Source organism: Lysinibacillus sp. K60 (assembly GCF_019731275.1).
Classification (GTDB): domain Bacteria; phylum Bacillota; class Bacilli; order Bacillales_A; family Planococcaceae; genus Lysinibacillus; species Lysinibacillus capsici.
Window position 1 is genome coordinate 1 of record NZ_JAASJR010000012.1, and the last position, 24,966, is coordinate 24,966.

Sequence of the window (24,966 nt, forward strand, 5' to 3'; positions counted from 1 at the left end):
TTTTATTTTATATAAGTCAATCTTAACATATAATTACGGTTTCGATTATTAATTTAGATTTGCATAGCGAGTTTACTAATCCAAAAACTACAGAACAATATGAGGACATCATGCAATAGCTTATTCAATAATAGGGCGCAATTGTGGAACAACATAGCTGAAAAATGATCAAACTTTTTTATAAAAATCTCATACTTATTTAAAGAGAGTAACTCCATTTTGATCAATTTTTCAAAATGGAGGTTTTGATGTTGCTATTTGCTATTAGATAAGGATTAAGGGCTATTTGTTAATCCATCTTTATTCCAAAGCTACATATCTGACTAGAGTTAGTGGTGCTTGCAGGGATTTGATGTACTAATTTCTGAAAACCAATACTATGTATGTGGGATTTTCTCAATATTGAACATCTCCCCTAAGGCAATTGGATTTTCTTTCGCGGTAATATGTTGAGGATCAATACGGTAAACTTGAACAGGCCCTCCGAAAACGGCTGATCGATATTTGTCCACGTGTTGCTGGGATAATGGGCGATTATAGTAACCAGGTACATATTTATTTATCATTTCTTGCAACATGTGTGTCGCTTCATCCAAATCGAAAATAGGCTGAGCCTTGCCAAAAACCATGACACTCATATAAGCGGTGTCCGTCTTTGCAGGTACTGGATTTGTAATGGTTCCATATTCATCACAAACCGTAAAGCAAACCTCTGGATTCTCTTCCATCACTTGATTTCGTCTACCGCCAGTGGCTCCATGGAAATAAAGCACTCCATTTGTCCACACAAAATTAAGGGGGACAACATATGGCAGATGACCATCAACCATACCCAAATGCCCAATGCGAGCTTGCTGCAAAAATGCATCAATTTTGTTCTTGTCCAACACTTCTCTTACTTTATAACGTACCTTATCCATTGTTATCACTCCTACTTGTAGTATGATGTGATTTTATCAACCTTTGGATTGAATAAAAACGTCCATAACTACAGCAATTAAGCAATCCATTTTCCACTTAAAACAAAGACAAAACCACCGTTCGAACAAATAATGCTCAAACGATGGTTCTATTTTTTAGGAGATAGGTAATTATAAGCTTATTGGCTGACTAACTTTGCTATATTTGCCTTCAAAGAACGCAAGTGGTGAACCTTCGCTCATTTCACTATTGGACTACATCTATCCTTCAAAAGCAGAAGCCTCTTATTTTATTGGAGGTTTGTGGTTATTACGAACTTTTCACTTAAACCTTGCTAAAATACAACATAAAGGCTATTTCATTTTTACGATGATCTTCCCTTTTGCTCTACCTGACTCCGCATATTCCATCGCCTTTTGAGCATCTTCAAATGAAAAAGTTCTATCAATGACTGGTTTGATTTTACCAGCTTCAATTAAATCGGCGATTATGCGTAATTGCTCGCCACTAGGTTTCATAAATAAGAAGGAATATTGAGCATGATATTTCTTTTCAAGTGAGGTCAATTTATGACTGGCTGCTGAAAATAACAATGTTTTGTAAAATCCTGAACCATATTCTTTGGCGAAACGAGCATTCGGCCAACCTGATACGGATACAATTTTCCCACCATTCTTGATAATCTCGAAAGATTTTTCTAAGGTCTTTCCTCCGAGCGTATCAAAGACGGCATCATAATTTTTCAGTATAGCTTCAAAGCTTTCTTTCTTATAATTAATCACTTTATCTGCACCCAAAGATGTAACTAAGTTTGCACCAGCTTCGCTAGCTGTTGTTGCCACTGTGGCGCCCATTACCTTTGCTAGTTGAATAGCAAAGGTACCTACACCACCAGAACCAGCATGAATTAAAATCTTTTGACCTTTTTGTAATTGCATGATGTCATGTAAAGCTTGGTATGACGTTAAGCCAACCAGTGGGATTGATGCGGCTTCCTCAAAGCTCAAATTTTTAGGTTTTAGGGCTATGTCATCTTCATGAATCGAGATATATTCCGCAAAAGTACCAATTTTACTTTTCCTTGGACGTGCATAAATTTCATCTCCTACTTTAAATCGCGTCACTTTTTCGCCAACCTTTACGACGACCCCTGAAAAATCATTTCCAAGGATCAGTGGCATTTTATATTGGATTAACAGCTTCACTTTCCCATCACGGATTTTAAAATCAATTGGATTAATACTTGCTGCATGGATTTCAGCAAGCACCTCATATTCATTTATTTCAGGTGTAGGCACTTCTGCCAAGCGCATTGGGGCTTTGCCATATTGATCGATCACCATTGCTCTCATTGTTTTTTCCTCCAGATAATCTATTATATTGTCAATAAAATTCCGTTAACAACGTCTCAATATCCAAAACAAGATTTTTTAACGAACCTAGTTTTGTCCGTATATCTATATAGTAAAAGTTTTTTGTACCTTCTTTGCGCATTAAAATAACACCAGCATCTCGCAAAATTTTAAGATGATGTGACACAGCTGGTCGAGAAAGATGTGTTTGTTCCGTGATTTCTCCTACACGCAATCCCGTTTGACAATCTGTGCCCATTAAAACCATTAAAATGGCTTGTCTGGTTTCATCACCAATTGCTAATAGTACCTTTTGAGAATTTATAAAGTCGTCCTTAATCAAGTTAAGCTGGTCCTGTTTATTCATTTAAATCCCTCCTTTTACTAATCAGTTGAATAGTTTAAGTTAATGAACCATTGATGCATATAACGATATAATATTGCTGTATTTGCTGCAATATTGGGAAAGTAAATCGAGACGAATGATTTTTAAAGGCGTACACCCTACTTTCCCCTCTTTCAATAAAAAAACACAGAAGTCACATGGACTTCTGTGTTATTTGCTCTCCTTAATAAGAGCCTTCATATCTCCAACGATTGTTTCAACTGGTACGTTTGTCGCGCCATCATAGTCTTTTACAACTGTGCCTTCTGCGTTTACTAAATAATAGCTCGACATATGTATGACTTGGTCTGAGTTAGGATCGTTTTTAACTAAGGAATTAAATGATTTACGTGCAAATTGTTCAATAAATTTTTGTTGATAGCCCGTTAGTAGCTGCCATTTGCTTTCATCTACAACATTATACGTATTTAAGTAATTTGTTAATACATCAGGCTTATCCACTTCTGGATCCACGCTAAATGCCACAATTTGATAATCTTCAAGGCCTTCATCCTGTAGTGCTTGTTGAACTTCTGTCATATTAAATGTCATGGGTGGACAGATTGTCGTACAGTTTGTAAAAATAAACATGGCTAACCAAGGCTTACCTTTAAGATCATCTAGGGTCACTTGTTCATTTTTTTGATTCGTTACTGTGAAATCTTGAACCTCGAGATTTAATGTTGGTTCAAACTTGTAACTACCGCAAGCAGCTAGAATGCTACTAAATGCTAGAACTAAAACTAGCAATATACTTTTCTTTGTCATTAGTGGTGCCCACTTCCCTTCATTTCATCACCTTATTTTATTCATTATAGAAGCTAAACACAAGATAATGGACTTACACCCAGATGGCTATTTGTATAACATGTGAACATTAACTGATTCTGGAATTCCGCCTCACTAATTCTTCCAAATGACACATCCTTTTTAAAAATTTTTTCATAGCTTTTTTTTATCATTTTCGTTATTTCCCAAAATCTCAGATTATTGTTATATAACAAATTATTTCTACTTAAATAGCTACTCTGGAATTTAATAGCAGAATAATAAAATACAGAAAATTCTCTTTTATGTTTGTATTTTCTCCTACATTCATTTTTATCAACAACAAACTATTTTAACAATATTATTTCATCAGAAAACCACACGCTCTTTTAAACAGAATTTTTCTAATAAATCCTTAATATTTCTATGTTATTTCCTCAAAACAGAAGTGACTAAAAATTATAAAAACTCAAAATTTAGTATTGCATTATAGGAATCTCCCCCATAAAATAAGTGAATATAACGACGAATGAAAAAGAAATATGTCGTTTAAAACAGAAATATATAACTTTAGGGGGAATAATAATGGCGAATGTTTCAAGCAAAAAACAGGCCCAATCAATTGATTATCATGCAATTGAAGCAATGGAATCGTTTAATAGCTTTGTAAAAAAGAAAAATACCTTTCTTTTCTCGATTACAGCAGTGTTTTTAATTCTTTATATCCTGCTTCCGATTCTTGCTTTCCAGCCTGTACTACAACAAAAATTCTTCGGAAATATAACGGGTGTATGGGTTTATTCTGCAGGACTATTTATCATGACCATTGTGCTTTGTACAGTATATGTAAAAAAAGCTGCTTCATTCGATAAAGCTGCAGCTGCTGTTCTTGCAGAGTATCAGGCGAAAGGTGGAAAATAAATGAACATCGTATCCATAGGTTTCTTTTTAGCTATTGTTGGCTTAACACTTGTTGTTACCTATATTGCAGCAAAGCGTACATCTTCTGCAGCTGATTTTTACACTGCTGGCGGTGGTTTAAAGGGGTGGCAAAACGGCTTTGCGATTGCTGGTGACTATTTATCTGCAGCAGCCTTTCTTGGGGTGTCTGGTGCAATTGCCTTAACTGGCTTTGATGGTTTCTTCTTCTCTGTAGGCTATGTAGTAGCGAATTTAGTACTGCTTTATGTCATTGCTGAGCCAATGCGAAACTTAGGCCGCTACACGTTAGCAGATATGTTAACGGCTCGTTTCAATGAAAAACGAATTCGTGGTGTGGCAGCGTCTGGTACCATTATTATCGTAATTCTTTATATGATTGCACAGCTAGTTGGTGCTGGTGCATTGATTAAGCTATTATTCGGTATTGAGTATTGGATTGCCGTTTTAATTGTCGGTGTTATGATGACAACTTATGTATTGTTTGGTGGTATGACAGCGACTTCTTGGGTGCAAATTATTAAAGCAAGTCTATTATTATTCGGGACAGGTCTATTAGCGGTTTTAGTGCTAATGAAATTTGACTTCTCTCTTATGAAGATGTTCGACACAATTGCAGTAGATCATGGCGAAAAGTTCCTTGTACCTGGAATTAAGTATACAAGCACAATCGACTCGGTTTCGATGATGATGGCTTTAGTTTTAGGAACATCTGGTTTACCACATATTTTAATGCGTTTCTTTACAGTAAAGGATGCAAAGACAGCACGTGCCTCTATTTCTTGGACAACTTGGATTACAGCCATTTTCTTCTCATTAACAATTTTCTTAGGGTTCGGTGCATTAAACTTTGTAGGTTTAGATCAAATTCTTGCTGAAAGTAAGGCTGGTAATACAGCTGCTCCGCTTCTTGCGCATTACTTAGGTGGAGATGTATTGATGGCGTTTATCGGCGCAGTGGCATTTGCGACTATTTTAGCTGTGGTTTCTGGTTTAGTACTAACAGGAGCTTCTGCCATTTCTCACGATATTTATGGAGAAATCATTAAGGGTGGTAAATTAACAGAGAAGCAACAGGTAGTAGCAGCTCGTACAGGCTCTATCTCCATTGCGATCGTGTCTATTATTCTTGCTCTGTTTGCACAAAACTTAAACGTTTCATTCCTAGTGTCATTCGCCTTTTGTATCGGTGCATCAGCAAATCTACCTGTGATCCTTTATACAATCTATTGGAAGAAATTTAATTCTACAGGTGCTGTAACTGCGATGGTAACGGGGCTAGTATCATGTTTAATTTTAGGAGCAATGGGACCAAATGTGTGGAGCCCTGTTGAAGGTGCAGCAATCTTTGTTGGACAACCACTTGTGCCACTTGCTGTTCCAGCGATTATTACAATTCCATTAGGCTTTATTGCTGGATACCTAGGTACTGTCCTTTCATCTAACAAAGTACCACAGGAAGAAGCAGAACGTATTTATAAAGAAATTCGTGTGAAAGCAAATACAGGTGTGTCTGTCTCTGATATTTCACATTAATATTTATACACCTCCTGCATAATGAATCCTAATTCAAAAAATGCAAAAAAATAGGCAAAAAATTCGATTTTTGGTCGAGTTTTTCGCCTTTTTTGTTATTCAATATCTACCAATTTATTTATCGAACAATATTATTTTACTTCCAAAAAACAGAAAAAATCCAATTTTCACTAGGTAAATAGTGTTTATTTTTAATTGAAAAAACAAGATTTTTTTGTAAATTTACCCTTGGTTTTTTGTCAAGAATCTAGATTTCTCTTCACTTCATTTATTTATCTGAATTTTCTAAAACCCTTTATATTCTTGGCTTTGCGCCATTTTTTCTCTCTTAGGAGTATTTTCTGAAAAATTTTTTTTACATAATTTTTCTGAAATGTATTGCAATTTTGTGAACTGTTTCATAAAATGAAAATGTGAATTCACTAAACTAGCAAAATCAAGTCTTGAGGTAGAAAAAATATACACAAAATGGGGAATGTTAATGGCGAACAATCAAGCAAAAAAAGGTATCGTGATTGACTATGATTCAATTGCAAATCAGGAATCATTTAAGTCTCTTGTACGAAGAAAGAACTCTTTTCTTTGGTCTATAACTGCCATATTTTTATCGGCATACATGTTGTTACCAATTCTGACATCGTACACGACAATTCTACACCAAAAGGCATTTGGGGAAATTACTTGGGTGTGGATCTATGCAGCAGGTCTCTTCATCATGACATGGGGGTTATGTCATTTATATGTAGCAAAAGCAAACAGCTTCGATAGAGAAGCAAAAGCGATTATCGCTGAATACGAGAACGGAGGTGGCCGCCGATGAGTAACGGAATGAGTTTTACAGCCATATTCTTCTTCGTAGGCATTGTTGGTTTAACATTAGTTATTACATGGTGGGCATCTAAACGTACATCTTCAGCAAGTGATTTCTACACTGCTGGTGGTGGCTTAACAGGCTGGCAAAATGGACTAGCTATCGCAGGTGACTATTTATCAGCAGCATCCTTCTTGGGTATCGCTGGTGCTGTAGCATTATTTGGATTTGATGGATTCTTCTTCTCTATTGGTTATTTAGTAGCTTACTTAGTGGTATTATATATCGTTGCTGAGCCATTACGTAACCTTGGGAAATTTACATTAGCTGACATGATTACAGCGCGTTTTGATAACGCCAAAGTTCGTGGAACAGCTGCTTTAAGCACTATTACAATTGTTTTATTCTACATGATTGCACAACTAGTTGGTGCAGGAGCACTTATTCAATTACTTTTAGGAATCGACTATTGGATCGCCGTATTAATCGTAGGATTTATGATGACAACTTACGTACTATTCGGTGGTATGACTGCAACATCTTGGGTACAAATTATTAAAGCTTGTCTTTTAATGTTGGGTACAGTTATTATTTCGTTCTTAGTATTAAAAGAGTTCGGCTTCAGTATCTCTACAATGTTTAAAGAAATGACAACGGTTACTGACAGTGGCGCTGCTTATTTAAACCCAGGTCTTAAATATACAAATGGACTTGATACAATCTCTATGTTAATTGCGTTAGTATTAGGTACTGCGGGTCTTCCACATATCTTAATGCGTTTCTTCACAGTAAAAGACGCGAAAACAGCTCGTTCATCTGTTATTTGGGCTACTTGGATCGTAGGTATCTTCTACGTTCTAACAATTTTCTTAGGCTTCGGTGCAGCAGCATTCGTTGGGAAAGAAGATATTATCGCAGCAAACGCTGCTGGTAACATGGCTGCCCCACTTCTTGCAGAAGCACTTGGTGGCGACATTCTATTCTCATTCGTTTGTGCAGTAGCATTCGCAACAATTTTAGCGGTAGTAGCAGGTCTTGTACTATCTGGTGCATCTGCCCTATCTCATGATATTTATGGACAAATTATCAAAAAGGGTAAAATTACAGAAAAAGAGCAAGTTCTTGCAGCTCGTATCGGTTCGATTACAATCGCTGTTATTTCTATCCTATTAGCACTTGGTGCACAAACATTAAACGTGGCATTCTTAGTATCTTTAGCATTCTGTATTGCAGGTTCTGCTAACCTTCCAGTTATTATTTACACAATTTATTGGAAACGCTTCAATACAACAGGTGCTGTTACTGCGATGTTAACAGGTTTAATCTCTGCATTAGTATTAGTTGCTATGTCTCCAAACGTTTGGAATCCAGTTGAAGGTAAGGCAATTTTCGTTGGTGATCCATTAATTATGTTAACGAACCCAGCCATAATCTCTGTACCACTTGGTTTCCTTGGTGGTTTCATCGGCACATTAATTTCTAAAGAAACAGATGATGCGAAGTATCGTGAAGTTGACGTTAAAGCAAACACAGGTATTTCTGTACAGGACGTATCTCACTAATACACTCGACAGCCTCGTAAGTATCTTGCTTACGAGGTTTTACTTTTTCTTCCCTTTTCGCTACTATAGAATTAAAAATGAATTGGAGGCGATGCTCATGTCACAATCTAAAGCTAAAAAGAAGCGGATGCACATTAAACGCACCGTTGGTAAAGATGTTGAAAAAAATCGACAATCTATCTCTTTTAGTACACATGAACGTCTAACGAAAACAAAAAACGAAAAATTAGCGCATGATTATACGAAATATAAAAAGCAGTATAAGGACGAATAACTCGTACCTATACTGCTTTGTCCTATTAAAGCCGATAAAATGTTTTCGTGTTTTGCGTAATAATTTTGGCCGCTTCCTGTGTTGATAGCCCTTTGATGGAGGCAATCACCTCAATCGTTGAGTGCATCATCCAGGGAGATGTACGCTTCTTCGTAAACGGTCCCTCAAACGGCCAAGGACCATCCGTTTCTACCATCATCAAATCAATCGGATACGCATCAATTAGCTGTTGAATTTCCTCTTCATACAAGCAATCTGGGGTTATGGAAATAAAATAACCACGCTCTATCATGCGCTTCACAATAGCTTCATCCCCTTTAAACCAATGAAAATGGGCTTCGTGAAGCTGATGCTTTTCCAGCAAATCACACACAACATGGGCGTCCTCATATACTGCGTGTAACACAATTGGCATGTTCAGTTCCTTCGCCAATACAACAAAACGCTCTAATAACGCCACATAGGGACGTTCATCAATCCCTTGCTCTTGTCTTAAATAATAAGGTAGACCCACCTCACCAATAGCAACCATGACATCCTGATGCGAACGAATCCAATCGAATAATGCTGCCTCATCATTTGGACTTAGTAAAGGCTGTTCAGGATGAAAGCCAAAAGCAGCCTTTACTTGCTGATAGCTATTCGATAAACGCAACGTTCTTTCACAAGAGGAAAGTTGCATACTAACCGCAATTACAGCTTTCACCTCTTCTAATAAGGAGGGAATTTCCTCATCGGTGTACTGATCCAAATGAATATGCGCATCAATCAACATACATATCACCCTTTTCCTCCTGTAAATACATAAATAATTGTTGCTTTAACGCTGTGAATGCTGCAGAATGTCGAATTTCCTCTTTCCGAGGTCTCTCAAATGGCACGATGATTTCCTTTTTAACGGTTGCTGGACGTTTGGTTAAAACAAGTATGCGATCTGCTAAAAAGAGAGCTTCCTCAATACTATGTGTAACAAATAGAATGGATTTGCGATACTCTTCCCAGATAGATAAAAGCCATGCTTGCATTTCCAGTCGAGTAAATTCATCCAACGCAGAAAATGGTTCGTCTAAGCATAAAATCGGCTTTTCACTGACCATTGCTCGAATAAAGGACACACGCTGCTGCATACCTCCAGACAGTTCGTTCGGGTAGGCATGGATAAAGGAGGCAAGACCAACCTTTTCTAACCATTCCTTGGCACGTTCAACATTCGGTTTATGCTGTAATTCCTCTACAAGCGTGACATTTTCTACTATTGTGCGCCAGGGTAATAGACATGGCTGCTGTGGCATATAGCCAATCGTTCCTTTTTTTCGTTGGATATCCTCTCCATTTAGTAAAATGGCTCCTTGATCAATTGGCGAAACACCACCAATTAATTGAAAAAGTGTGCTCTTACCACTGCCTGAAGGACCAACAATGGCCACAAACTCGCCATCCTTTACGTCAAAAGAAAGTTGATCAAGTACTTTTAGTGCATCGAAGGATTTAGCGATGTTTTGAATGCTGAGCATGATAGCCTCTTCCCTTCACCATAAATTTTTCAATTAAACGAATACCGCTAAACAATAGTAAGCTCAAGAGAACAATCGCAAAAATTGCCACAAATACGCGATCTGTACGGAAGGAGGACTGGGCTAGGGTCATGTAAACACCAATACCCTTTTTTGCTCCAAGCCACTCCGCAATCACAGCCCCCATCACACTATATGTAGCCGCAATTTTAATGCCTGAAAAAATCGCAGGATAGGCATAAGGCCATTCCAGCTTCCAAAAGGTTTGTGCCTTTGTAGCACCAACCATGGCAAAATAATGCTTTAATGCTGGAGCTGTTTGTCTAAATCCATCCATCGCTGCAATGACAATCGGGAAAAAGCACACAAGACAGATAATGATAAGCTTCGGTAATAAGCCAAAGCCAAACCAAATAATAAGTAGCGGTGCCAAGACTAGAATAGGAACATTCTGCGACATAATAAGAATTGGATAAAACAGTTCTCGAATAAAATTAAATCGATGCAACACTACTGCCACCGTTAGCCCACAAGCGATGCCAATGGCCAAACCTAGTAGAGCTAGCTGTACCGTAGCAAATGCATGTGGTAGAAAGGTTTGATACGACTGGATGGACTCCGACAAAATACTACTGGGTGCGGGTAATAACCAATGAGGAACTTCAGCGAACCGCACGATTAGTTCCCATATGAATAAGAGGAAGGCGATAAAAATTATCGTCCTTCCCTTGTGTAATGCATGTTTCATTACTGATATTTCTCCGTTAATGTATCCATCGTAATCCCCGTTGGCTGATATAAAATTTTCACTTGTGTAATGACATTGATGGCACCAAGCTCGATCATCTTCTCATTCATTTTTTCAATGATTTGGAGCAATGTTGAAAGCTCACCCTCCATCGTTGTTTCCAATGGATGAACCTCATATTTCACCCCAGAAGCATCGATCACCGCAATTGCTGCATCTACATACGGTATCACATCTTCATATTTCTCTGTCTTCGGAATGATTTGTACACTGATTAATGAATTTGCCATCTTATTTGCCCTCCTTTTTAGGTAAGAACTCATTAGTAAAGGCTTTTTTCGCATCAAATTCGCCCTCTAGTACTTGATTGCTAGACATCCATTTCGCATAATTTTCCCACACAGAAAGCTTTTGCTCTCCCCATTGCTTGGCATCATCCTGGTATTTATCAGCCAGCCATTCCTGACTTTTATGCACTAACGCTTTATCTAAATCAGGGGCCGCTTCGATTAAAATATCCGCCGCTTCACTTGGGTTTTCACTTGCGTATTCATAGCCCTTCGCTGCCGCTGCCACAAAGGCTTTGACTACATCGGGGTTGTCCTGTATCATTTTTTCATTTGTAGCTAAAACGGGCGTATAATAATCTAATTGATCACTATAATCTGTAAGATATAGCATATTAATCTTTTCCCCACGCAGCTCAGCCTCAATACCAGTCCATGCATAATAAATCCAAGCAAAATCAATGTCTTTTTCCATCATTGTGAAGAAATCTAAATCCCCTGCATTGACAATATCTAGCTTATTAATATCTGCCTTTTCTTTTTGCATTAGTGATTGTAAGACGGCTTGCTCTAATGGCGCACCCCAACCACCATAGGTTTTACCTTCAAAATCCTTCGGCGATGTAATGCCCTTTGAAGCAATAGAAGCAAAGCCAGATGTATTATGCTGTATAATTGCTGCGATTGAGACCAGCGGCACATTCTGTACTCGTGCCTGTGTTATGCCTTCCTGATAGCTCACGCCAAAATCCGCCTTTCCAGAAGCAACAAGCTGATCTGCACCCGCCTCACCAGGCATAATAATATCAACATCTAAGCCCTGTTCCTCAAAATAACCGAGTTTTTTTGCAACATATAGTCCTGTATGATTTGTATTCGGCGTCCAATCCAGTACCACAGACACCTTTTTCAGCTTGTCAGCAGCCTGCTTATCCTCCTTGTCACTACAGCCTGCTAATGTTAATAGTGCTACCATTAGAATAAATAACCATTTTTTCATGCGAAAGCCTCCCAGTTTGTAATATGAAAGTGTTCATGAATGAATGTTGTCACCAGAAGAAAGCGTATACAATGTTGGCAAGCTGTTGCTTGAAACATAAAAAAACGCCTAGGATTCCTCCCAGACGTATCGCAATCAATCTTCAAAACTTTGCTTTTTTGAATAGATGTTCCCTACGCTGGTACGAGCCAAATCAGGTTCAAAGGGTCAGCGTCTATCGGACACAATCTCAGCTAGCAATTACTAGCCCCCCTACATTCTTTCGCTATGAACTTTTCGATGATTATTATACCCATAGTTTCACTTAAATGACAAGGTGCTATTTTTGAAATGAGCTTAAAGCCCAGCACTCCTAAGAGACTGGGCATTCTTTTAGCTTGGTTTCTGTTCTTTTTTGGCTGTGACAACATGAGAGATTGCCCCATCTGTTGCAATATCTACTTTAAATGAACCGTTGGAATGGCGATCCGCACGAGACAATGCTTGCACGTCAATCACCTCTTGAACACCTTTTTCAGTTTCAATCACAACCTGCTCCCCGTCTGTTGCTTGAACAACTGCCACAATTCGGTGAGGGTTTGCTTTTAACTCTGTTAATACTTTTAGTCCACGTTTTGCACGACCTGCTACTTCAACTTCAGCGACATTCATTTTCTTCACGGCCCCACGCTGTGTCACAATCACTACATATTGGGTAACATCAGGCTGTAATACATTGACGCCAACTAAGGCTTCTCCATCTTTTAGTGTGATCCCTTTCACACCGCCTGTTTTCACACCTGTCACAGGTAGTTCCTCCATTGGGAAACGAATTGCATAGGCTGTATCCGTTGTGAGCATCAGCTCCACGTCATCTGTTACAAACGATGCATAGATCATCGCATCACCAGCCTTGACGTTCATCGTTTTAATAGGCTTTGAATAACGTGTCACTGCATAGTCTACGAGTGGTGAGCGCTTAATTTGACCATCTTTTGTGGCTGTGAAGACATACGTATTTGGCTGTTCAAATGTTTCGAAGCCATAAACCGCAATAATCGATTCATCTTCCCCTGTTGGGACAATACTTGAAATATGCTGGCCGAGATCCTTCCAACGTATATCAGGCAGCTCATGAACAGGCTGATAAATATAATTGCCTCGATTTGTGAACAGCAATAGATGGTGCTGTGTATTTAAGTTTGCTTCATACAATAAATAATCTGAATCCTTCATGGCAAAATCTTGCCCATTTGAAGCGGCATGAGAACGTGTGGAAGTGCGTTTAATATAACCATCCTTCGTTACTGTTACGACAACCTCCTCACTTGGCACAAGGACATCCAATGTAATTTTAATTTCTTCAATTTCTTGCTCAATCTTCGAGCGGCGAGGCTCTGTAAAGCGTTTCTTAATATCAAGCAGCTCTTGTTTAATAACACGCACAAGCTTAGCCTCACTTTGTAGAATCCCCTCTAGCTTGGCAATTAACTTATCTAACTCATCCTGTTCCTGACGAAGCTCTGTAATATCCGTATTCGTTAAACGGTATAATTGCAGGCTTACAATGGCCTCTGCCTGTACTTCTGTAAAATCAAACTTCTCTTGTAAATTAAGCTTTGCATCCTTCTTATCATTAGAAGAACGAATCGTCGCAATGACTTCATCTAAAATCGAAAGAGCTTTAATTAATCCATCTACAATATGAGAACGGTCCTTTGCCTTTTGCAAATCATAAATGGAGCGGTTTGTTACCACTTCTTTTTGATGGGCAATATACGCATCTAGCAATAATGGCAATGTCATCATCGTTGGACGACGATTATGAATGGCAATCATATTAAAATTATAAGCTACCTGTAAATCCGTTGTTTTAAACAAGTACTGTAAAATTCCTTGTCCTGGTACATCCTTTTTCAGCTCAATTACCACTCGTAAGCCTGTACGGTCTGATTCATCACGAATTTCCGCAATGCCTTCTAGTCGTTTATCTACACGTTGCTCATCAATTTTTTTTACAAGATTCGCTTTATTTACATCATATGGTAACTCAGTGATAACAATTTGCTCTTTACCACCCTTGATTGGTTCAACAACTGCTTGTGCACGGACGATGATTTTACCACGACCTGTTTCGTACGCCTTTTTAATGCCATCAACACCTTGAATGATGCCACCCGTTGGGAAATCAGGCCCTTTCATCACCGTCATCAATTCATCTACAGTAACATTAGGCTTGTCTAAGCGCATCAACACAGCATCCAGTACTTCATCTAAGGCATGTGGCGGAATATCTGTCGCATAGCCAGCGGAAATCCCTGTAGAGCCGTTGACTAAAAGGTTAGGAAAACGTGCTGGTAAAACAGTTGGCTCCATATCCTGATCATCAAAGTTTGGCACAAACTCGACCGTTTTCTTGCCAATATCTCGTAGCATTTCAGCAGCAATAGCAGATAGTCTTGCCTCTGTATAACGCATCGCAGCTGGAGGATCGCCATCGACTGACCCATTGTTCCCGTGCATCTCAATGAGCATATGACGTGCCTTCCAGTCCTGACTCATCCTTACCATCGCTTCATACACAGAGCTATCGCCGTGCGGATGATAGTTACCAATTACGTTACCCACTGTTTTTGCGGATTTACGGAACGGTTTATCATGTGTGTTGCCCTCCGTAAACATCGCATATAGAATACGGCGCTGTACTGGTTTAAGACCGTCACGTGCATCAGGCAACGCGCGGTCTTGAATAATATATTTACTATAGCGACCAAAACGGTCACCCATCACTTCTTCTAACGGTAAATCTTGGAACTTTTCTGTACTACTCATGCTTGGTCCTCCTCTTGTTGGATGAATTCATTCTCTAGAATGTTAGAATCATCCTCCATACCGAAGTCTACATTGGCTTCGATCCATTTACGACGTGGTTCAACCTTATCGCCCATTAACGTCGTGACACGTCTCTCCGCACGTGCACCATCCTCGATTGTGACACGAATCAATGTCCGTGTTTCAGGGTTCATCGTTGTGTCCCATAGTTGGTCTGCATTCATCTCGCCAAGACCTTTATAGCGCTGTAATATGTAACCCTTGCCAACCTTTTTGATGGCCTTTTGTAAATCGCTTTCTGTCCAAGCATATTCAATGATTTCTTTTTTTCCAGTACCTTTTGAGACTTTATAAAGCGGCGGTAGTGCGATATAGACCTTCCCAGACTCAATAAGTGGACGCATATAACGATAGAAGAATGTTAATAGCAAGACTTGAATATGTGCCCCGTCCGTATCCGCATCGGTCATGATGACTACTTTATCGTAGGCAGAATCCTCCACCGCAAAATCCGTACCAACACCTGCTCCAATCGCATGGATAATCGTTGAAATTTCTTCGTTTTTCATAATATCTTGTAGTTTGGCTTTTTCTGTGTTGATTACTTTCCCACGCAATGGCAGAATCGCTTGGAATGTACGGTCACGACCTTGTTTAGCAGAGCCACCCGCAGAATCACCCTCGACTAAATACAGCTCATTTTTTGCCGCATTACGTGACTGAGCTGGCGTTAATTTTCCAGATAGAATCGTACTACCCTTTTTGTTTTTCTTGCCATTTCGTGCATCCTCACGCGCTTTACGAGCTGCTTCACGCACTTGCTGCGCTCGAATCGCTTTACGAACAAGAGAAGCTGATAACTCTGCATTTTCCTCTAGCACATACAAAATTTGCTCAGACACTACGCTATCCACAGCAGAACGAGCCTCACTTGTCCCAAGCTTGCCCTTTGTTTGTCCTTCAAATTGCAGTAAATGCTCTGGAATACGAACAGACACGATCGCTGCTAAGCCCTCACGAATATCTGTCCCCTCAAGGTTTTTATCCTTGTCCTTTAACAAGCCAATTTTTCTTGCATATTCATTAAAGACACGTGTCAATGCTGCCTTTGCACCCGTTTCATGTGTACCACCATCACGTGTACGGACATTATTAACGAATGATAAAATCGTTTCTGAATAACCATCGTTATACTGGAAAGCGAACTCTACTTCGATTTCATCCTGTACGCCTTCTACATATTTTACTGGATGAAGGACATCTTTTTCCTCATTCAAATACGCAACGAAAGCCTCGATGCCATTCTCATAAAAGAACACATCGCTCTTGCCCTCCTCGCGCTCATCAATTAATTCAATTTTTAAGCCCTTTAATAAAAAGGCTGATTCGCGTAATCGTTCTGCTAACGTATCATAATTGAATTTTGTGACAGAGAAAATTGTTTCATCTGGTAGGAAATGAACAAGCGTTCCTGTCTGCTTGGTCTGCCCAATATTTTCAAGTGTTGTGACAGGCTGTCCTCCATGCTCAAAGCGTTGACGATACTTTTTACCATCGCGATGAATTGTCACCTCTAAAAATGTTGAGAGCGCATTCACAACGGAAGAACCAACACCATGTAAACCTCCACTTGTTTTATAGCCACCTTGACCAAATTTGCCACCAGCGTGTAACACAGTAAAAATAATTTCTGGTGTCGGTTTGCCCATTTTATGCATACCGGTTGGCATCCCACGTCCAAAGTCGCGCACACTCATACTTTGATCTTTATGAATTGTGACAATAATATGAGATCCAAAGCCAGCCAGTGCTTCATCTACCGCATTATCTACGATTTCATACACAAGGTGATGAAGTCCACGGCCATCCGTCGAACCGATATACATGCCAGGTCGTTTGCGTACCGCTTCTAATCCTTCTAATACTTGTATAGCGTCATCATTATAGACGCTAGGTGACTGTTTATTCGTCAAAAAAATTCCCCTCCAAAAAACAAACACATGTTCTATTTATGTTCTCATCCTACTAATAATAGCATTTCCTGTCAATAGCTAGCGACAGGTCCAATAAAATTTTAAAATTTGCTCACAGTTTTGATTATTTTTATCAATAGTAAACATCTTCAACAGTTGCTTAAAATTGGTATTTGAGCAAGACAGACTGCTTCTAGCTTCCATCATCATTTGACGCATTGAAGCCTACTAAGTTGCAAAATATAGTTGTGATGCTTGCAAATAGAAGCACACTACCTCGTGCCTTGCGATTAAACAGGATAAAGTTAGACTTCTATTCTACCAAAGGAATGAGCGATTGACAAAATTGCCATTTTGCCTATATTTTTATAAAGGTTTTAGCGCTTCCTACAAATTTATGTCTAAAAGCCAAGTCCTCGCTAATAGATTCTCTTTTGTATTGATTCAAGACTTCGGATGAAATCTCCTTCTAACATTGTAGATTAGCAAGAAAAAGTGTAAAATACTTGTTACAAACTATTAGTACCAAGTGATGGACTATGAATGAAAGGAGTCCAACTATGATCAATGGACTTATTATTTTATGTGCTTATCTAATCGGCTCTATACCTTCTGGATTATGGATAGGCAAAATTTTTTATAATACCGATATTCGTGAACACGGGAGCGGTAATCTTGGTGCAACCAATACTTTTAGAACATTAGGGAAAAAGGCTGGTATTATTGTTACGATAATGGATGTCTTAAAAGGGACTGCCGCTGTCTTACTCGTGACACTTCCCGTTTTCTCTGATACTACACTCCACCCTTTATTACTGGGGCTTGTCGCCGTAATCGGTCATATGTTCCCAATCTTCGCCAACTTCCGTGGTGGGAAAGCTGTGGCAACGTCAGCGGGTGTATTATTAGGCTATTCTTGGCCACTCTTTGTCCTACTATTTATTACCTTTATTGTGACATTAAAAATCACAAAAATCGTCAGCTTAACATCAATGATAGCCGCTTTAGTAGCGCTTATCTATGCAATCGTTTATTATTTTATAACAGGTGACTTTGCATTAGGCATCTTGGTAGCCTTTTTATTTACCTTTATTATTTATCGTCACCGTGCCAATATTGCTCGTATTAAAAACGGCACCGAACCAAAGGTAAAATGGCTGTAGGAAGAGAGGAGCATTTGAAATGAATATTGCATTGACAGATGAAGCCCTACAATGGTTCAAACATGAAATGGAAGTTGAACCTGGTGATACAATCCGTTTTTATGCACGTTATGGTGGCTCAAGTCCGTTTCATGAAGGCTTTTCACTAGGCATGACACGTGAGGAACCTATTGCCATAGGTGTGCAGACAGAAATTGATGGTGTTATCTATTATATTGATGAGAAAGATCTTTGGTTCTTTAACGATCACAATTTACATGTTGATGTTGATACAAGTAAAGATGAATTACAATACGACTATCGTACATAAAGCAGTCTGTCCTTTCAATAGATGAAAGGACAGACTGTTTTTTATTTATTCCCAAACAAGACACACAAAAGTCGCAAGGGATGTGATATTGCCACAAATAGCTAGATTTTTCATATCTCTTTCGTTTATCTCTCAAAAAAATTGTCCATTCTAAAGGTAATGAACGACCAATTGAGGAGGAAAACACATGTCCATGTCTAACCATAACGAGACCTCCCCATCCCATACAACGAACGATTTATTGTATACTTCCCTATCTAAAAATATAAAAATCATTCAACAGTCACTAGGGCATAGTAATGATATTATCATACGGGAAATTGCGATTGGAGAGACTGCCCCCCATAGCCTCGCCATAATTTCCATTGATGGCTTATCGGATAAAACGACTATTTCTGATTCTGTTATCGATAAACTGATGGCAAATATTGAAGAAGAACAAGATATTGAAATAACAACAATTAACCAATATGTTCGGAATTCCTATTTAACAGTAGGCGATGTCACGAATATCGAGCATTTCACAACACTCTACAATGCTATTCTCAATGGTGAAACGGTTATTTTATTAGATGGCTTTGCTGAGGGGATTGTGACAAGTACAAGAAGTGCCAAGGATCGAGCTGTCACAGAGCCATCGACGGAATCCGTTATTCGCGGACCGAGGGAATCATTTACGGAAACCTTGCGTACGAATACAGCGCTCATTCGTCGCAAAATAAAAAGTCCGAATCTCTGGATTAAGTCCCGTGTAATTGGAGATGTGACACAAACAGATGTAGCGGTGATGTATATAAATGGCATCGCCAGTGACAAAATCGTCGCAGAGGTATTGGCTCGATTAGATCGTATCAATATTGATGGCATTTTGGAAAGTGGCTATATTGAGGATTTTATTCAAGACTCAAAAAACTCTATGTTTCCAACCGTCTATAACTCCGAACGTCCTGATGTCATCGCAGGTGAATTATTAGATGGCAAAGTGGCGATTCTAGTTGATGGCACACCTTTTGTCTTAGTCGTACCAGCGCTATTTACATCCTTTTTACAATCAGCAGAAGATTATTATCAGCATTGGATGATTAGCTCACTTGTACGTATATTGCGTTTCTTTGGTATCAGTCTAGCATTAGTAGCACCATCCTTGTATGTAGCGATTACTACCTTCCACCAAGAAATGCTACCAACACCCATGTTAATTAGCATCGCTTCACAAAGGGAGGGCGTACCCTTTCCTGCAGTGGTAGAAGCGCTTATTATGGAGGTTGCCTTTGAGGTCTTAAGGGAAGCTGGACTTCGTATGCCTCGAACAATCGGTCCTGCGGTATCCATTGTAGGTACTTTAGTTATTGGTCAGGCAGCAGTTGATGCAGGGGTCGTTTCCGCTGTAATGGTAATCATCGTAGCCCTAACAGCGATTTGCAGCTTCCTATTCCCTGCCTATGGCTTATCGAATACGATTCGGGTACTACGTTTCCCATTAATGATTTTAGCTGCTATGTTTGGTTTATTCGGTGTAATGTTTGGCATTATGCTAATTATTCTTCATCTATGTAGCATTCGTTCATTTGGTGTACCTTATTTAAGTCCATTCGCACCGTTGGTATTACAGGATCAGAAGGATGCATTTGTGCTGTTCCCGCGCAGAAAATTACTTACACGACCTCGTTTAGTCAATCAAAAAAATATTGTTAGAGGACATAACTATATCAATGTAAAAGGCAGGAAATAACTTCAGGATAAATGAGGAATAGAATATGGCAAAATTAAACTGGATTTGCTTACTATGTATCCTCACTTTACTGTTAAGTGGTTGCTGGAGTAAGCGAGAATTAAATGAATTAGCCATTGTCGTAGCACTAGGCATTGACAAAATAGATGAGGAATATGAAATTACAGTTCAAATTGTCGATCCTAGTGAAGTCTCAGTGCGACAAGCTTCCACTCAACGCTCACCTGTCGTTAGCTATCATTCGAGAGGCGAAACCATCTTTGAGGCGATTCGAAAAATGACGACCATCGCTGCTCGAAAGCCCTATTTTGCCCACCTTCAAGTGGTTGTTTTAGGGGAAGATCTTGCTAAAGAAGGCATGAGTGATGCACTTGATTTAATTGTAAGGGACCATGAATTTCGTAAGGATTTCGACGTCATTATGTCTCACGAAGCAACAGCGAAGGAAGTATTAAATGTACTAACACCCATCGAAAAAGTTCCTGCTAATAAAATGTTAAATTCCCTGGATGTCTCTGAAAAGGCTTGGGGCTCCACAATAGCTGTTAATATTGATGAATTAGTCAATACGTTAAGCAATAAGCAGAAAGGGGCATTAATTTCTGCTATTGAAATTCATGGCGATAAGAAATTAGGGGTAGATCAAACAAATGTGCAACGTGTTAAAGCACCTGTGCTATTAGGTTATACAGGTTTAGCAGTCTTTAAAGGAGATAAATATATAGGGCTACTGACTGAAAGTGAAAGCAAAAGTGTTAGTTTTCTTAATGACAAAATTCAAAGTACGATAGAAATCATTGCCTGTCCTAATAAAGGGACCTTGTCTACTGAAATTACCCAATCCACTACAAAGGTGAAAGGGTCATTTAAAAACGGGAAACCGAAAATCGATGTTCATATTAATGTAGAGCAGAATGTTGGAGAGGTCGAATGTGATATCGATCTTACCAAAAATAAATCGATTGATTACGTTAACAAAAAAACAGCCCAGGGAATTGATGAACGCATAGAAAAAACAGTAGAGAAAATTCAACAGCAATATGAAGTAGATGTTTTTGGATTTGGGGATGCCCTACATCGGGCAGATCCTAAGCAGTGGAAAAAAATCAAGGATGATTGGACTTCCATTTTTCCAGATTTAGCAGTGGTAGTTCATGTAAAGGTAACTACCCAAGGTTCAGGTACGATGCAAAATTCATTATTAAACAAGCCAAAGGAGGAATAAATGCAATGGTACTAGCCGTAGCTATCTTGATCATCGCGATAATCATTGCGCTTATTTTTATTCCAAAGCTAAAAAAGCAACAGGATAGAAAAGCCATGATTGTATTCTCCTTTTTGCTTCTTATTGGAACGGCTTTAAATATGGGGATTGCCCTGAAAATCCATATTCCTAGCCCATTAGATTTGATTACCTTTATCTTCACACCAATTAGGGATTACATTGTGTCATTCACAAAATAGAAAGATGGACTGAGAAACGGAGGGTAGCTTGATGGAAAAAGAGATAATTAGTTCAAGACAGTTTACAATCGTTACCTTCCTCTATTCTATCGGTACAGCGATTTTAATTATCCCTTCGAGTATTACTGGTGCCGCTAAGCAAGATGCTTGGATAGCAGCAAGCATTGGTGTTCTCCTTAGTTTACTGGTACTAAAATTATTTTTAACACTGGCCAATCAAACACCATCTCTAAACTTTATCGAGGCTAATGAAAAAATTCTTGGGCGTTTTTTTGGGAAAATCACAGCAATTTGTTTCCTGATTATGACCTTTCTTTCGGCTGGAGAATTACTCTATTTTATAGGTATTTTCATGAAAACGGAAGTAATGCCAGAGACACCGACATTAGCATTTGCCCTACTGTTCAGTATCATTATTATGTATGCCGCTTATTTAGGAATTGAGACCTTTGCCCGTTCGGCAGAAATCCTCTTCCCATTGTTTATCTTTATTTTTATTTTTTTCGTCCTTAGTATTACCCCTCAAATTACATTTGAGAATATTCAGCCTCTACTAGAAGCAACCAAAACATCTATGTTTTATAGTATTGCACGCTTTATGAGTATCTTTTCCTTTCCATTACTTGTATTAATGATGCTCTATCCTACTGGTGTCAATGTACAGCCGTCTGCACAGAAAGGGCTATATATTGGGGCAATCTTTGGTGGAATCGTCTTAGTTACGTTGATTGTCCTATCGATTCTTGTATTAGGTCCTGAAAACACAGCATCAAGGACTTTTCCTAGCTATGCCTTAGCACAAAGAATATCTATAGGAAATTTTTTACAGCGTATAGAGATCATTATGGCATTTATGTGGATTTCGTCTATTTATATTCGTACATTTATGTATTTCTATACGACCGTTGTTGGCCTCGCACAAATTTTAAAGATCAAGGATCATCGCCCACTCATTATACCGATGGGGATAATTGTTATTGGACTTTCTCAAATTGTTCATCCAGATATTGTGCATTCTACTAATTATAATAATGAAATTTGGCCAATCTTTTCCTTTATTTTCACCATTTTATTACCCATACTATTGCTGATTGTGGTAGTTATTCGAAATCGTAAATCCAAAGCTCAAAAAAACGAAACACCTCAGCAGGAAACAGAAAATGACAATCAAAAAGTCTAATTTCTTTTAAAGCTAGAAAAGAAATTAGACTTTTTATTAATTAAATATGATATTCGATTTCATCTACAAAATCCCATTCATATGGTGTTTCTTGGTAAACATAGTAGTTCAACCAGTTAGAGAATAATAGATGCGTATGGGCACGCCATGTATTCATCGGCACTTGTGTCGGATCGTCATTCGGGAAGTAGTTTACAGGAACAGCGATATCTATGCCCTTCGCCACATCGCGACTGTATTCATCGGCTAGCGTTGTCGCATCATACTCTAGATGCCCCGTAATCATAATATTTTTATTATCTTTTGATTGTACAATAAATACCCCTGCATCCTCTGAATAGGATAATAATCGTAGATCTGGATGATTGCGAACCTCGTCAATCGAAACAGATGTATAGCGTGAGTGGGGCGCAGTAAATAAATCACTAAAGCCACGTACCAAATCTACAGTTAAATCTGTAATCACATGGGAATAGACACCTGAGCATTTAGCAGAAAGCTCGACCTTCCCAATGCCATAATGATGATACAATGCAGCCTGTGCCCCCCAACATATATGTAGCACGGATGTCACATTCTTTTTAGACCAATCCATAATTTCTGAAATTTCCTGCCAATAGTTGACCTCTTCAAAAGCCATTTTTTCTACTGGCGCACCAGTTATAATCATACCATCATAGCGGCGGTGTCGAATCTGATTGAACGTTGTGTAAAAAAGCTGCAAATGGGATTTACTCACATTTTTAGACTCGTGTGTGGCTGTATTCAAAAAGGTAATATTCACCTGTAATGGTGTATTCCCCAATAAACGTAATAATTGGAGCTCTGTTTTTTCTTTTTCAGGCATTAAATTTAATATTAATATATTTAATGGACGGATTTGCTGTGTTTTCGCACGATCTTCTTCCATGACGAAGATTTTTTCCTCACGTAAATGTTCTCCAGCTGGTAAATTTTTCGGAATATTAATTGGCATCTTGCTTTCCCCTCTCTATAATCACTCTCTTTTAGCAAACCTTGCTTGCATAGGATGCAACGAAATTAAAAAATCCTCCTCATTCCATACGAGATAGAATGAGAAGGATTTTTTTCACGTCCACTCTTATCTCTCAAAGGAAAAAATCCTTTGCTGGAATTAGCACCTTTCTAACAATTGTTAGAGGTTGCTGAAGCGTCATCGGGCCAAATCCCTCAGCTTCTCTTGATAAGATTATTTAATTATCTTGAATTGTAACACGAACTAGTTAGAATATCAATAATTCATAGAATATTTTGTGATTCATGTGCATGTTCCTTGCTCAATTGATGTACACTAAGCTTGCTATATGTGGTGTTTCTGCATTTAAAATTTATGGTAAACATGCCGTAATTATGTTACCATATACTTTTAGTAAGAGAGAGGAACGTGAATAGTTTGATTAAAATTGAATTTCCAAAACCAGATCTAGTAATCCGTCAACGTGAACAAGATTTAAAACCAGGTGATGTGCCAATCACACCTTACTTCGGTTTTATTGACTTCCATAAAATCACACGTGATAAAGGCGGCATTTTCTTATTCTATAATGACAAGAATGAGCTATTATTTGTTGGGAAAGCACGTAAAATTCGTCAACGTATTAAAAAACATTTCGAGGATAATGTATCTCCGATGAAAAACCATCGTGATGAAGTGTTCAAAATTGAAGTCTATGAAGTAGAAGATCCAATGGAACGTGAAATTTACGAAACATACGCGATTAATACTTTCCGCTCTAAATATAACGTAGACAAAGTCTTTTATTAGACATCTCATAAAGAAACCGAAATCTCATCTAAAGATTTCGGTTTCTTTTATCACATAATGGTCATACGATCAATGGGCGTACTCTGACCGTTTATTCGCAAATCAATGGTATCAAGCTCAGGATTCTTGACGGTGATTTGAAAAACATAGGGCTGAGCCTCTTTCTTTTGCTCGCTGCCTTCTTCTAACTGGATGATAAGCCTATTTCCCTCAGCTGTAATACTTGCCAATACATTCCCTTTTGAATAATAAACAAGATAATATGGAGCATCATTTTCATGTAATAGTTGTATTCTGTCATTAGAAACAATATTTTTTTGGACATTATCTGGGACAACCGTTAGCTCATGAATCGTTGGTGGATTGGTTGGTGGTGTAGCATTACAGGCTCCTAGCATGAGTAAGCTCATTAAACCTAGCAACACGAATTTTTTCAAGTTACTCCCCTTC

The 24,966-nt window shown here is 38.6% G+C and carries 25 protein-coding genes and 2 riboswitches; of the genes, 12 read left to right on the plus strand and 13 right to left on the minus strand.

Features of this window, described 5'->3' with window-relative positions; translation table 11 throughout:
* Positions 1-377: 377 nt before the first annotated feature.
* The 4 genes from HCH28_RS20450 to HCH28_RS20465 all read right to left on the minus strand — a co-directional run bounded on the left by HCH28_RS20450 (position 378) and on the right by HCH28_RS20465 (position 3,426).
* Positions 378-920 carry a pyridoxamine 5'-phosphate oxidase family protein gene (locus HCH28_RS20450; protein ID WP_004227952.1) on the minus strand — a complete coding sequence of 181 codons (543 nt, stop codon included), beginning with the start codon at positions 918-920 and terminating at the stop codon, positions 378-380.
* 354 nt (positions 921-1,274) lie between these two features.
* Entirely contained in the window at positions 1,275-2,273 is a 999-nt protein-coding gene (locus tag HCH28_RS20455; protein ID WP_221682856.1) for an NADP-dependent oxidoreductase, read from the minus strand.
* Between the two features lie 31 nt (positions 2,274-2,304).
* Entirely contained in the window at positions 2,305-2,640 is a 336-nt protein-coding gene (locus HCH28_RS20460; protein ID WP_221682857.1) for an ArsR/SmtB family transcription factor, read from the minus strand.
* 189 nt (positions 2,641-2,829) lie between these two features.
* Entirely contained in the window at positions 2,830-3,426 is a 597-nt protein-coding gene (locus HCH28_RS20465; protein ID WP_221682858.1) for an SCO family protein, read from the minus strand.
* Between the two features lie 585 nt (positions 3,427-4,011).
* Here HCH28_RS20465 and HCH28_RS20470 point away from each other — a divergent pair.
* The 5 genes from HCH28_RS20470 (at position 4,012) to HCH28_RS20490 (ending at position 8,548) form a co-directional block, all read left to right on the plus strand.
* The gene (locus tag HCH28_RS20470; protein WP_004227946.1) at positions 4,012-4,347 is read left to right on the plus strand and encodes a DUF485 domain-containing protein; all 336 of its coding nucleotides are present in this window, start codon (positions 4,012-4,014) and stop codon (positions 4,345-4,347) included.
* Positions 4,348-5,901, plus strand: a complete 1,554-nt coding sequence (locus HCH28_RS20475; protein WP_004227944.1) for a solute symporter family protein — start codon at positions 4,348-4,350, stop codon at positions 5,899-5,901.
* Between the two features lie 481 nt (positions 5,902-6,382).
* Positions 6,383-6,721 carry a DUF485 domain-containing protein gene (locus HCH28_RS20480; protein WP_004227943.1) on the plus strand — a complete coding sequence of 113 codons (339 nt, stop codon included), beginning with the start codon at positions 6,383-6,385 and terminating at the stop codon, positions 6,719-6,721.
* 8 nt (positions 6,722-6,729) lie between these two features.
* A complete protein-coding gene (locus HCH28_RS20485; protein WP_221682965.1) occupies positions 6,730-8,274 on the plus strand; it encodes a solute symporter family protein in 1,545 nt (514 codons plus the stop codon).
* Positions 8,275-8,371: 97 nt separating this feature from the next.
* Positions 8,372-8,548, plus strand: a complete 177-nt coding sequence (locus HCH28_RS20490; protein WP_221682859.1) for a hypothetical protein — start codon at positions 8,372-8,374, stop codon at positions 8,546-8,548.
* 25 nt (positions 8,549-8,573) lie between these two features.
* On the opposite strand, the gene HCH28_RS20495 is transcribed toward HCH28_RS20490, so the two are convergent.
* The 7 genes from HCH28_RS20495 to parE form a co-directional block, all read right to left on the minus strand.
* On the minus strand, positions 8,574-9,323 hold the full coding sequence (locus tag HCH28_RS20495) for a TatD family hydrolase (RefSeq protein ID WP_221682966.1): 750 nt from the start codon (positions 9,321-9,323) through the stop codon (positions 8,574-8,576).
* Positions 9,313-10,062, minus strand: a complete 750-nt coding sequence (locus tag HCH28_RS20500; RefSeq protein ID WP_221682860.1) for an ABC transporter ATP-binding protein — start codon at positions 10,060-10,062, stop codon at positions 9,313-9,315. The genes HCH28_RS20495 and HCH28_RS20500 overlap by 11 nt, the downstream gene beginning before the upstream one ends.
* Positions 10,037-10,810, minus strand: coding sequence for an ABC transporter permease (locus HCH28_RS20505; RefSeq protein WP_221682861.1), 774 nt, complete (start codon positions 10,808-10,810; stop codon positions 10,037-10,039). The genes HCH28_RS20500 and HCH28_RS20505 overlap by 26 nt, the downstream gene beginning before the upstream one ends.
* On the minus strand, positions 10,810-11,100 hold the full coding sequence (locus HCH28_RS20510; protein WP_004227928.1) for a thiamine-binding protein: 291 nt from the start codon (positions 11,098-11,100) through the stop codon (positions 10,810-10,812). The genes HCH28_RS20505 and HCH28_RS20510 overlap by 1 nt, the downstream gene beginning before the upstream one ends.
* A 1-nt stretch (position 11,101) precedes the next feature.
* Positions 11,102-12,097, minus strand: coding sequence for an ABC transporter substrate-binding protein (locus tag HCH28_RS20515; protein WP_221682862.1), 996 nt, complete (start codon positions 12,095-12,097; stop codon positions 11,102-11,104).
* 153 nt (positions 12,098-12,250) lie between these two features.
* Positions 12,251-12,361: riboswitch (TPP riboswitch) on the minus strand.
* Between the two features lie 108 nt (positions 12,362-12,469).
* The gene (gene parC / locus HCH28_RS20520) at positions 12,470-14,908 is read right to left on the minus strand and encodes a DNA topoisomerase IV subunit A (RefSeq protein WP_221682863.1); all 2,439 of its coding nucleotides are present in this window, start codon (positions 14,906-14,908) and stop codon (positions 12,470-12,472) included.
* Positions 14,905-16,881, minus strand: a complete 1,977-nt coding sequence (parE, locus tag HCH28_RS20525; RefSeq protein ID WP_004227922.1) for a DNA topoisomerase IV subunit B — start codon at positions 16,879-16,881, stop codon at positions 14,905-14,907. Before parE ends, parC begins: the two co-directional genes overlap by 4 nt.
* Positions 16,882-17,441: 560 nt before the next feature.
* Here parE and plsY point away from each other — a divergent pair.
* The 6 genes from plsY to HCH28_RS20555 all read left to right on the plus strand — a co-directional run bounded on the left by plsY (position 17,442) and on the right by HCH28_RS20555 (position 22,730).
* Positions 17,442-18,044, plus strand: a complete 603-nt coding sequence (plsY, locus tag HCH28_RS20530) for a glycerol-3-phosphate 1-O-acyltransferase PlsY (protein ID WP_221682864.1) — start codon at positions 17,442-17,444, stop codon at positions 18,042-18,044.
* Positions 18,045-18,063: 19 nt separating this feature from the next.
* On the plus strand, positions 18,064-18,354 hold the full coding sequence (locus HCH28_RS20535; RefSeq protein ID WP_004227919.1) for a HesB/YadR/YfhF family protein: 291 nt from the start codon (positions 18,064-18,066) through the stop codon (positions 18,352-18,354).
* Between the two features lie 187 nt (positions 18,355-18,541).
* On the plus strand, positions 18,542-20,086 hold the full coding sequence (locus tag HCH28_RS20540) for a spore germination protein (RefSeq protein WP_221682865.1): 1,545 nt from the start codon (positions 18,542-18,544) through the stop codon (positions 20,084-20,086).
* Positions 20,087-20,111: 25 nt separating this feature from the next.
* On the plus strand, positions 20,112-21,311 hold the full coding sequence (locus HCH28_RS20545; RefSeq protein WP_221682866.1) for a Ger(x)C family spore germination protein: 1,200 nt from the start codon (positions 20,112-20,114) through the stop codon (positions 21,309-21,311).
* Between the two features lie 5 nt (positions 21,312-21,316).
* Positions 21,317-21,550, plus strand: coding sequence for a hypothetical protein (locus HCH28_RS20550; protein WP_221682867.1), 234 nt, complete (start codon positions 21,317-21,319; stop codon positions 21,548-21,550).
* A gap of 31 nt (positions 21,551-21,581) precedes the next feature.
* Positions 21,582-22,730 carry a GerAB/ArcD/ProY family transporter gene (locus tag HCH28_RS20555; protein WP_221682868.1) on the plus strand — a complete coding sequence of 383 codons (1,149 nt, stop codon included), beginning with the start codon at positions 21,582-21,584 and terminating at the stop codon, positions 22,728-22,730.
* Between the two features lie 40 nt (positions 22,731-22,770).
* Here the strand turns inward: HCH28_RS20555 and metA are convergent, their stop codons facing one another.
* Positions 22,771-23,706, minus strand: coding sequence for a homoserine O-acetyltransferase MetA (metA, locus tag HCH28_RS20560; protein ID WP_004227915.1), 936 nt, complete (start codon positions 23,704-23,706; stop codon positions 22,771-22,773).
* 123 nt (positions 23,707-23,829) lie between these two features.
* A riboswitch (SAM riboswitch) is annotated at positions 23,830-23,941 on the minus strand.
* Positions 23,942-24,144: 203 nt separating this feature from the next.
* On the opposite strand from metA, the gene HCH28_RS20565 reads away from it, so the two are divergent.
* Entirely contained in the window at positions 24,145-24,516 is a 372-nt protein-coding gene (locus HCH28_RS20565) for a nucleotide excision repair endonuclease (protein WP_004227912.1), read from the plus strand.
* A gap of 50 nt (positions 24,517-24,566) precedes the next feature.
* Here HCH28_RS20565 and HCH28_RS20570 read toward each other — a convergent pair whose 3' ends face one another.
* Positions 24,567-24,953, minus strand: a complete 387-nt coding sequence (locus HCH28_RS20570) for a hypothetical protein (protein WP_221682869.1) — start codon at positions 24,951-24,953, stop codon at positions 24,567-24,569.
* Positions 24,954-24,966 lie beyond the last annotated feature (13 nt).

Coding starts and splice junctions, on each gene's coding strand:
- HCH28_RS20550 (WP_221682867.1), top strand. CDS start 21,317: ATGGTACTAGCCGTAGCTATCTTGATCATCGCGATAATCATTGCGCTT.
- HCH28_RS20470 (WP_004227946.1), top strand. CDS start 4,012: ATGGCGAATGTTTCAAGCAAAAAACAGGCCCAATCAATTGATTATCAT.
- HCH28_RS20480 (WP_004227943.1), top strand. CDS start 6,383: ATGGCGAACAATCAAGCAAAAAAAGGTATCGTGATTGACTATGATTCA.
- HCH28_RS20460 (WP_221682857.1), bottom strand. CDS start 2,640: ATGAATAAACAGGACCAGCTTAACTTGATTAAGGACGACTTTATAAAT.
- parC (WP_221682863.1), bottom strand. CDS start 14,908: ATGAGTAGTACAGAAAAGTTCCAAGATTTACCGTTAGAAGAAGTGATG.
- HCH28_RS20500 (WP_221682860.1), bottom strand. CDS start 10,062: ATGCTCAGCATTCAAAACATCGCTAAATCCTTCGATGCACTAAAAGTA.
- HCH28_RS20515 (WP_221682862.1), bottom strand. CDS start 12,097: ATGAAAAAATGGTTATTTATTCTAATGGTAGCACTATTAACATTAGCA.
- HCH28_RS20490 (WP_221682859.1), top strand. CDS start 8,372: ATGTCACAATCTAAAGCTAAAAAGAAGCGGATGCACATTAAACGCACC.
- HCH28_RS20505 (WP_221682861.1), bottom strand. CDS start 10,810: ATGAAACATGCATTACACAAGGGAAGGACGATAATTTTTATCGCCTTC.
- HCH28_RS20545 (WP_221682866.1), top strand. CDS start 20,112: ATGGCAAAATTAAACTGGATTTGCTTACTATGTATCCTCACTTTACTG.
- HCH28_RS20475 (WP_004227944.1), top strand. CDS start 4,348: ATGAACATCGTATCCATAGGTTTCTTTTTAGCTATTGTTGGCTTAACA.
- HCH28_RS20555 (WP_221682868.1), top strand. CDS start 21,582: ATGGAAAAAGAGATAATTAGTTCAAGACAGTTTACAATCGTTACCTTC.
- HCH28_RS20495 (WP_221682966.1), bottom strand. CDS start 9,323: ATGTTGATTGATGCGCATATTCATTTGGATCAGTACACCGATGAGGAA.
- HCH28_RS20450 (WP_004227952.1), bottom strand. CDS start 920: ATGGATAAGGTACGTTATAAAGTAAGAGAAGTGTTGGACAAGAACAAA.
- HCH28_RS20485 (WP_221682965.1), top strand. CDS start 6,730: ATGAGTTTTACAGCCATATTCTTCTTCGTAGGCATTGTTGGTTTAACA.
- HCH28_RS20510 (WP_004227928.1), bottom strand. CDS start 11,100: ATGGCAAATTCATTAATCAGTGTACAAATCATTCCGAAGACAGAGAAA.
- plsY (WP_221682864.1), top strand. CDS start 17,442: ATGATCAATGGACTTATTATTTTATGTGCTTATCTAATCGGCTCTATA.
- HCH28_RS20535 (WP_004227919.1), top strand. CDS start 18,064: ATGAATATTGCATTGACAGATGAAGCCCTACAATGGTTCAAACATGAA.
- HCH28_RS20465 (WP_221682858.1), bottom strand. CDS start 3,426: ATGACAAAGAAAAGTATATTGCTAGTTTTAGTTCTAGCATTTAGTAGC.
- HCH28_RS20455 (WP_221682856.1), bottom strand. CDS start 2,273: ATGAGAGCAATGGTGATCGATCAATATGGCAAAGCCCCAATGCGCTTG.
- HCH28_RS20540 (WP_221682865.1), top strand. CDS start 18,542: ATGTCCATGTCTAACCATAACGAGACCTCCCCATCCCATACAACGAAC.
- metA (WP_004227915.1), bottom strand. CDS start 23,706: ATGCCAATTAATATTCCGAAAAATTTACCAGCTGGAGAACATTTACGT.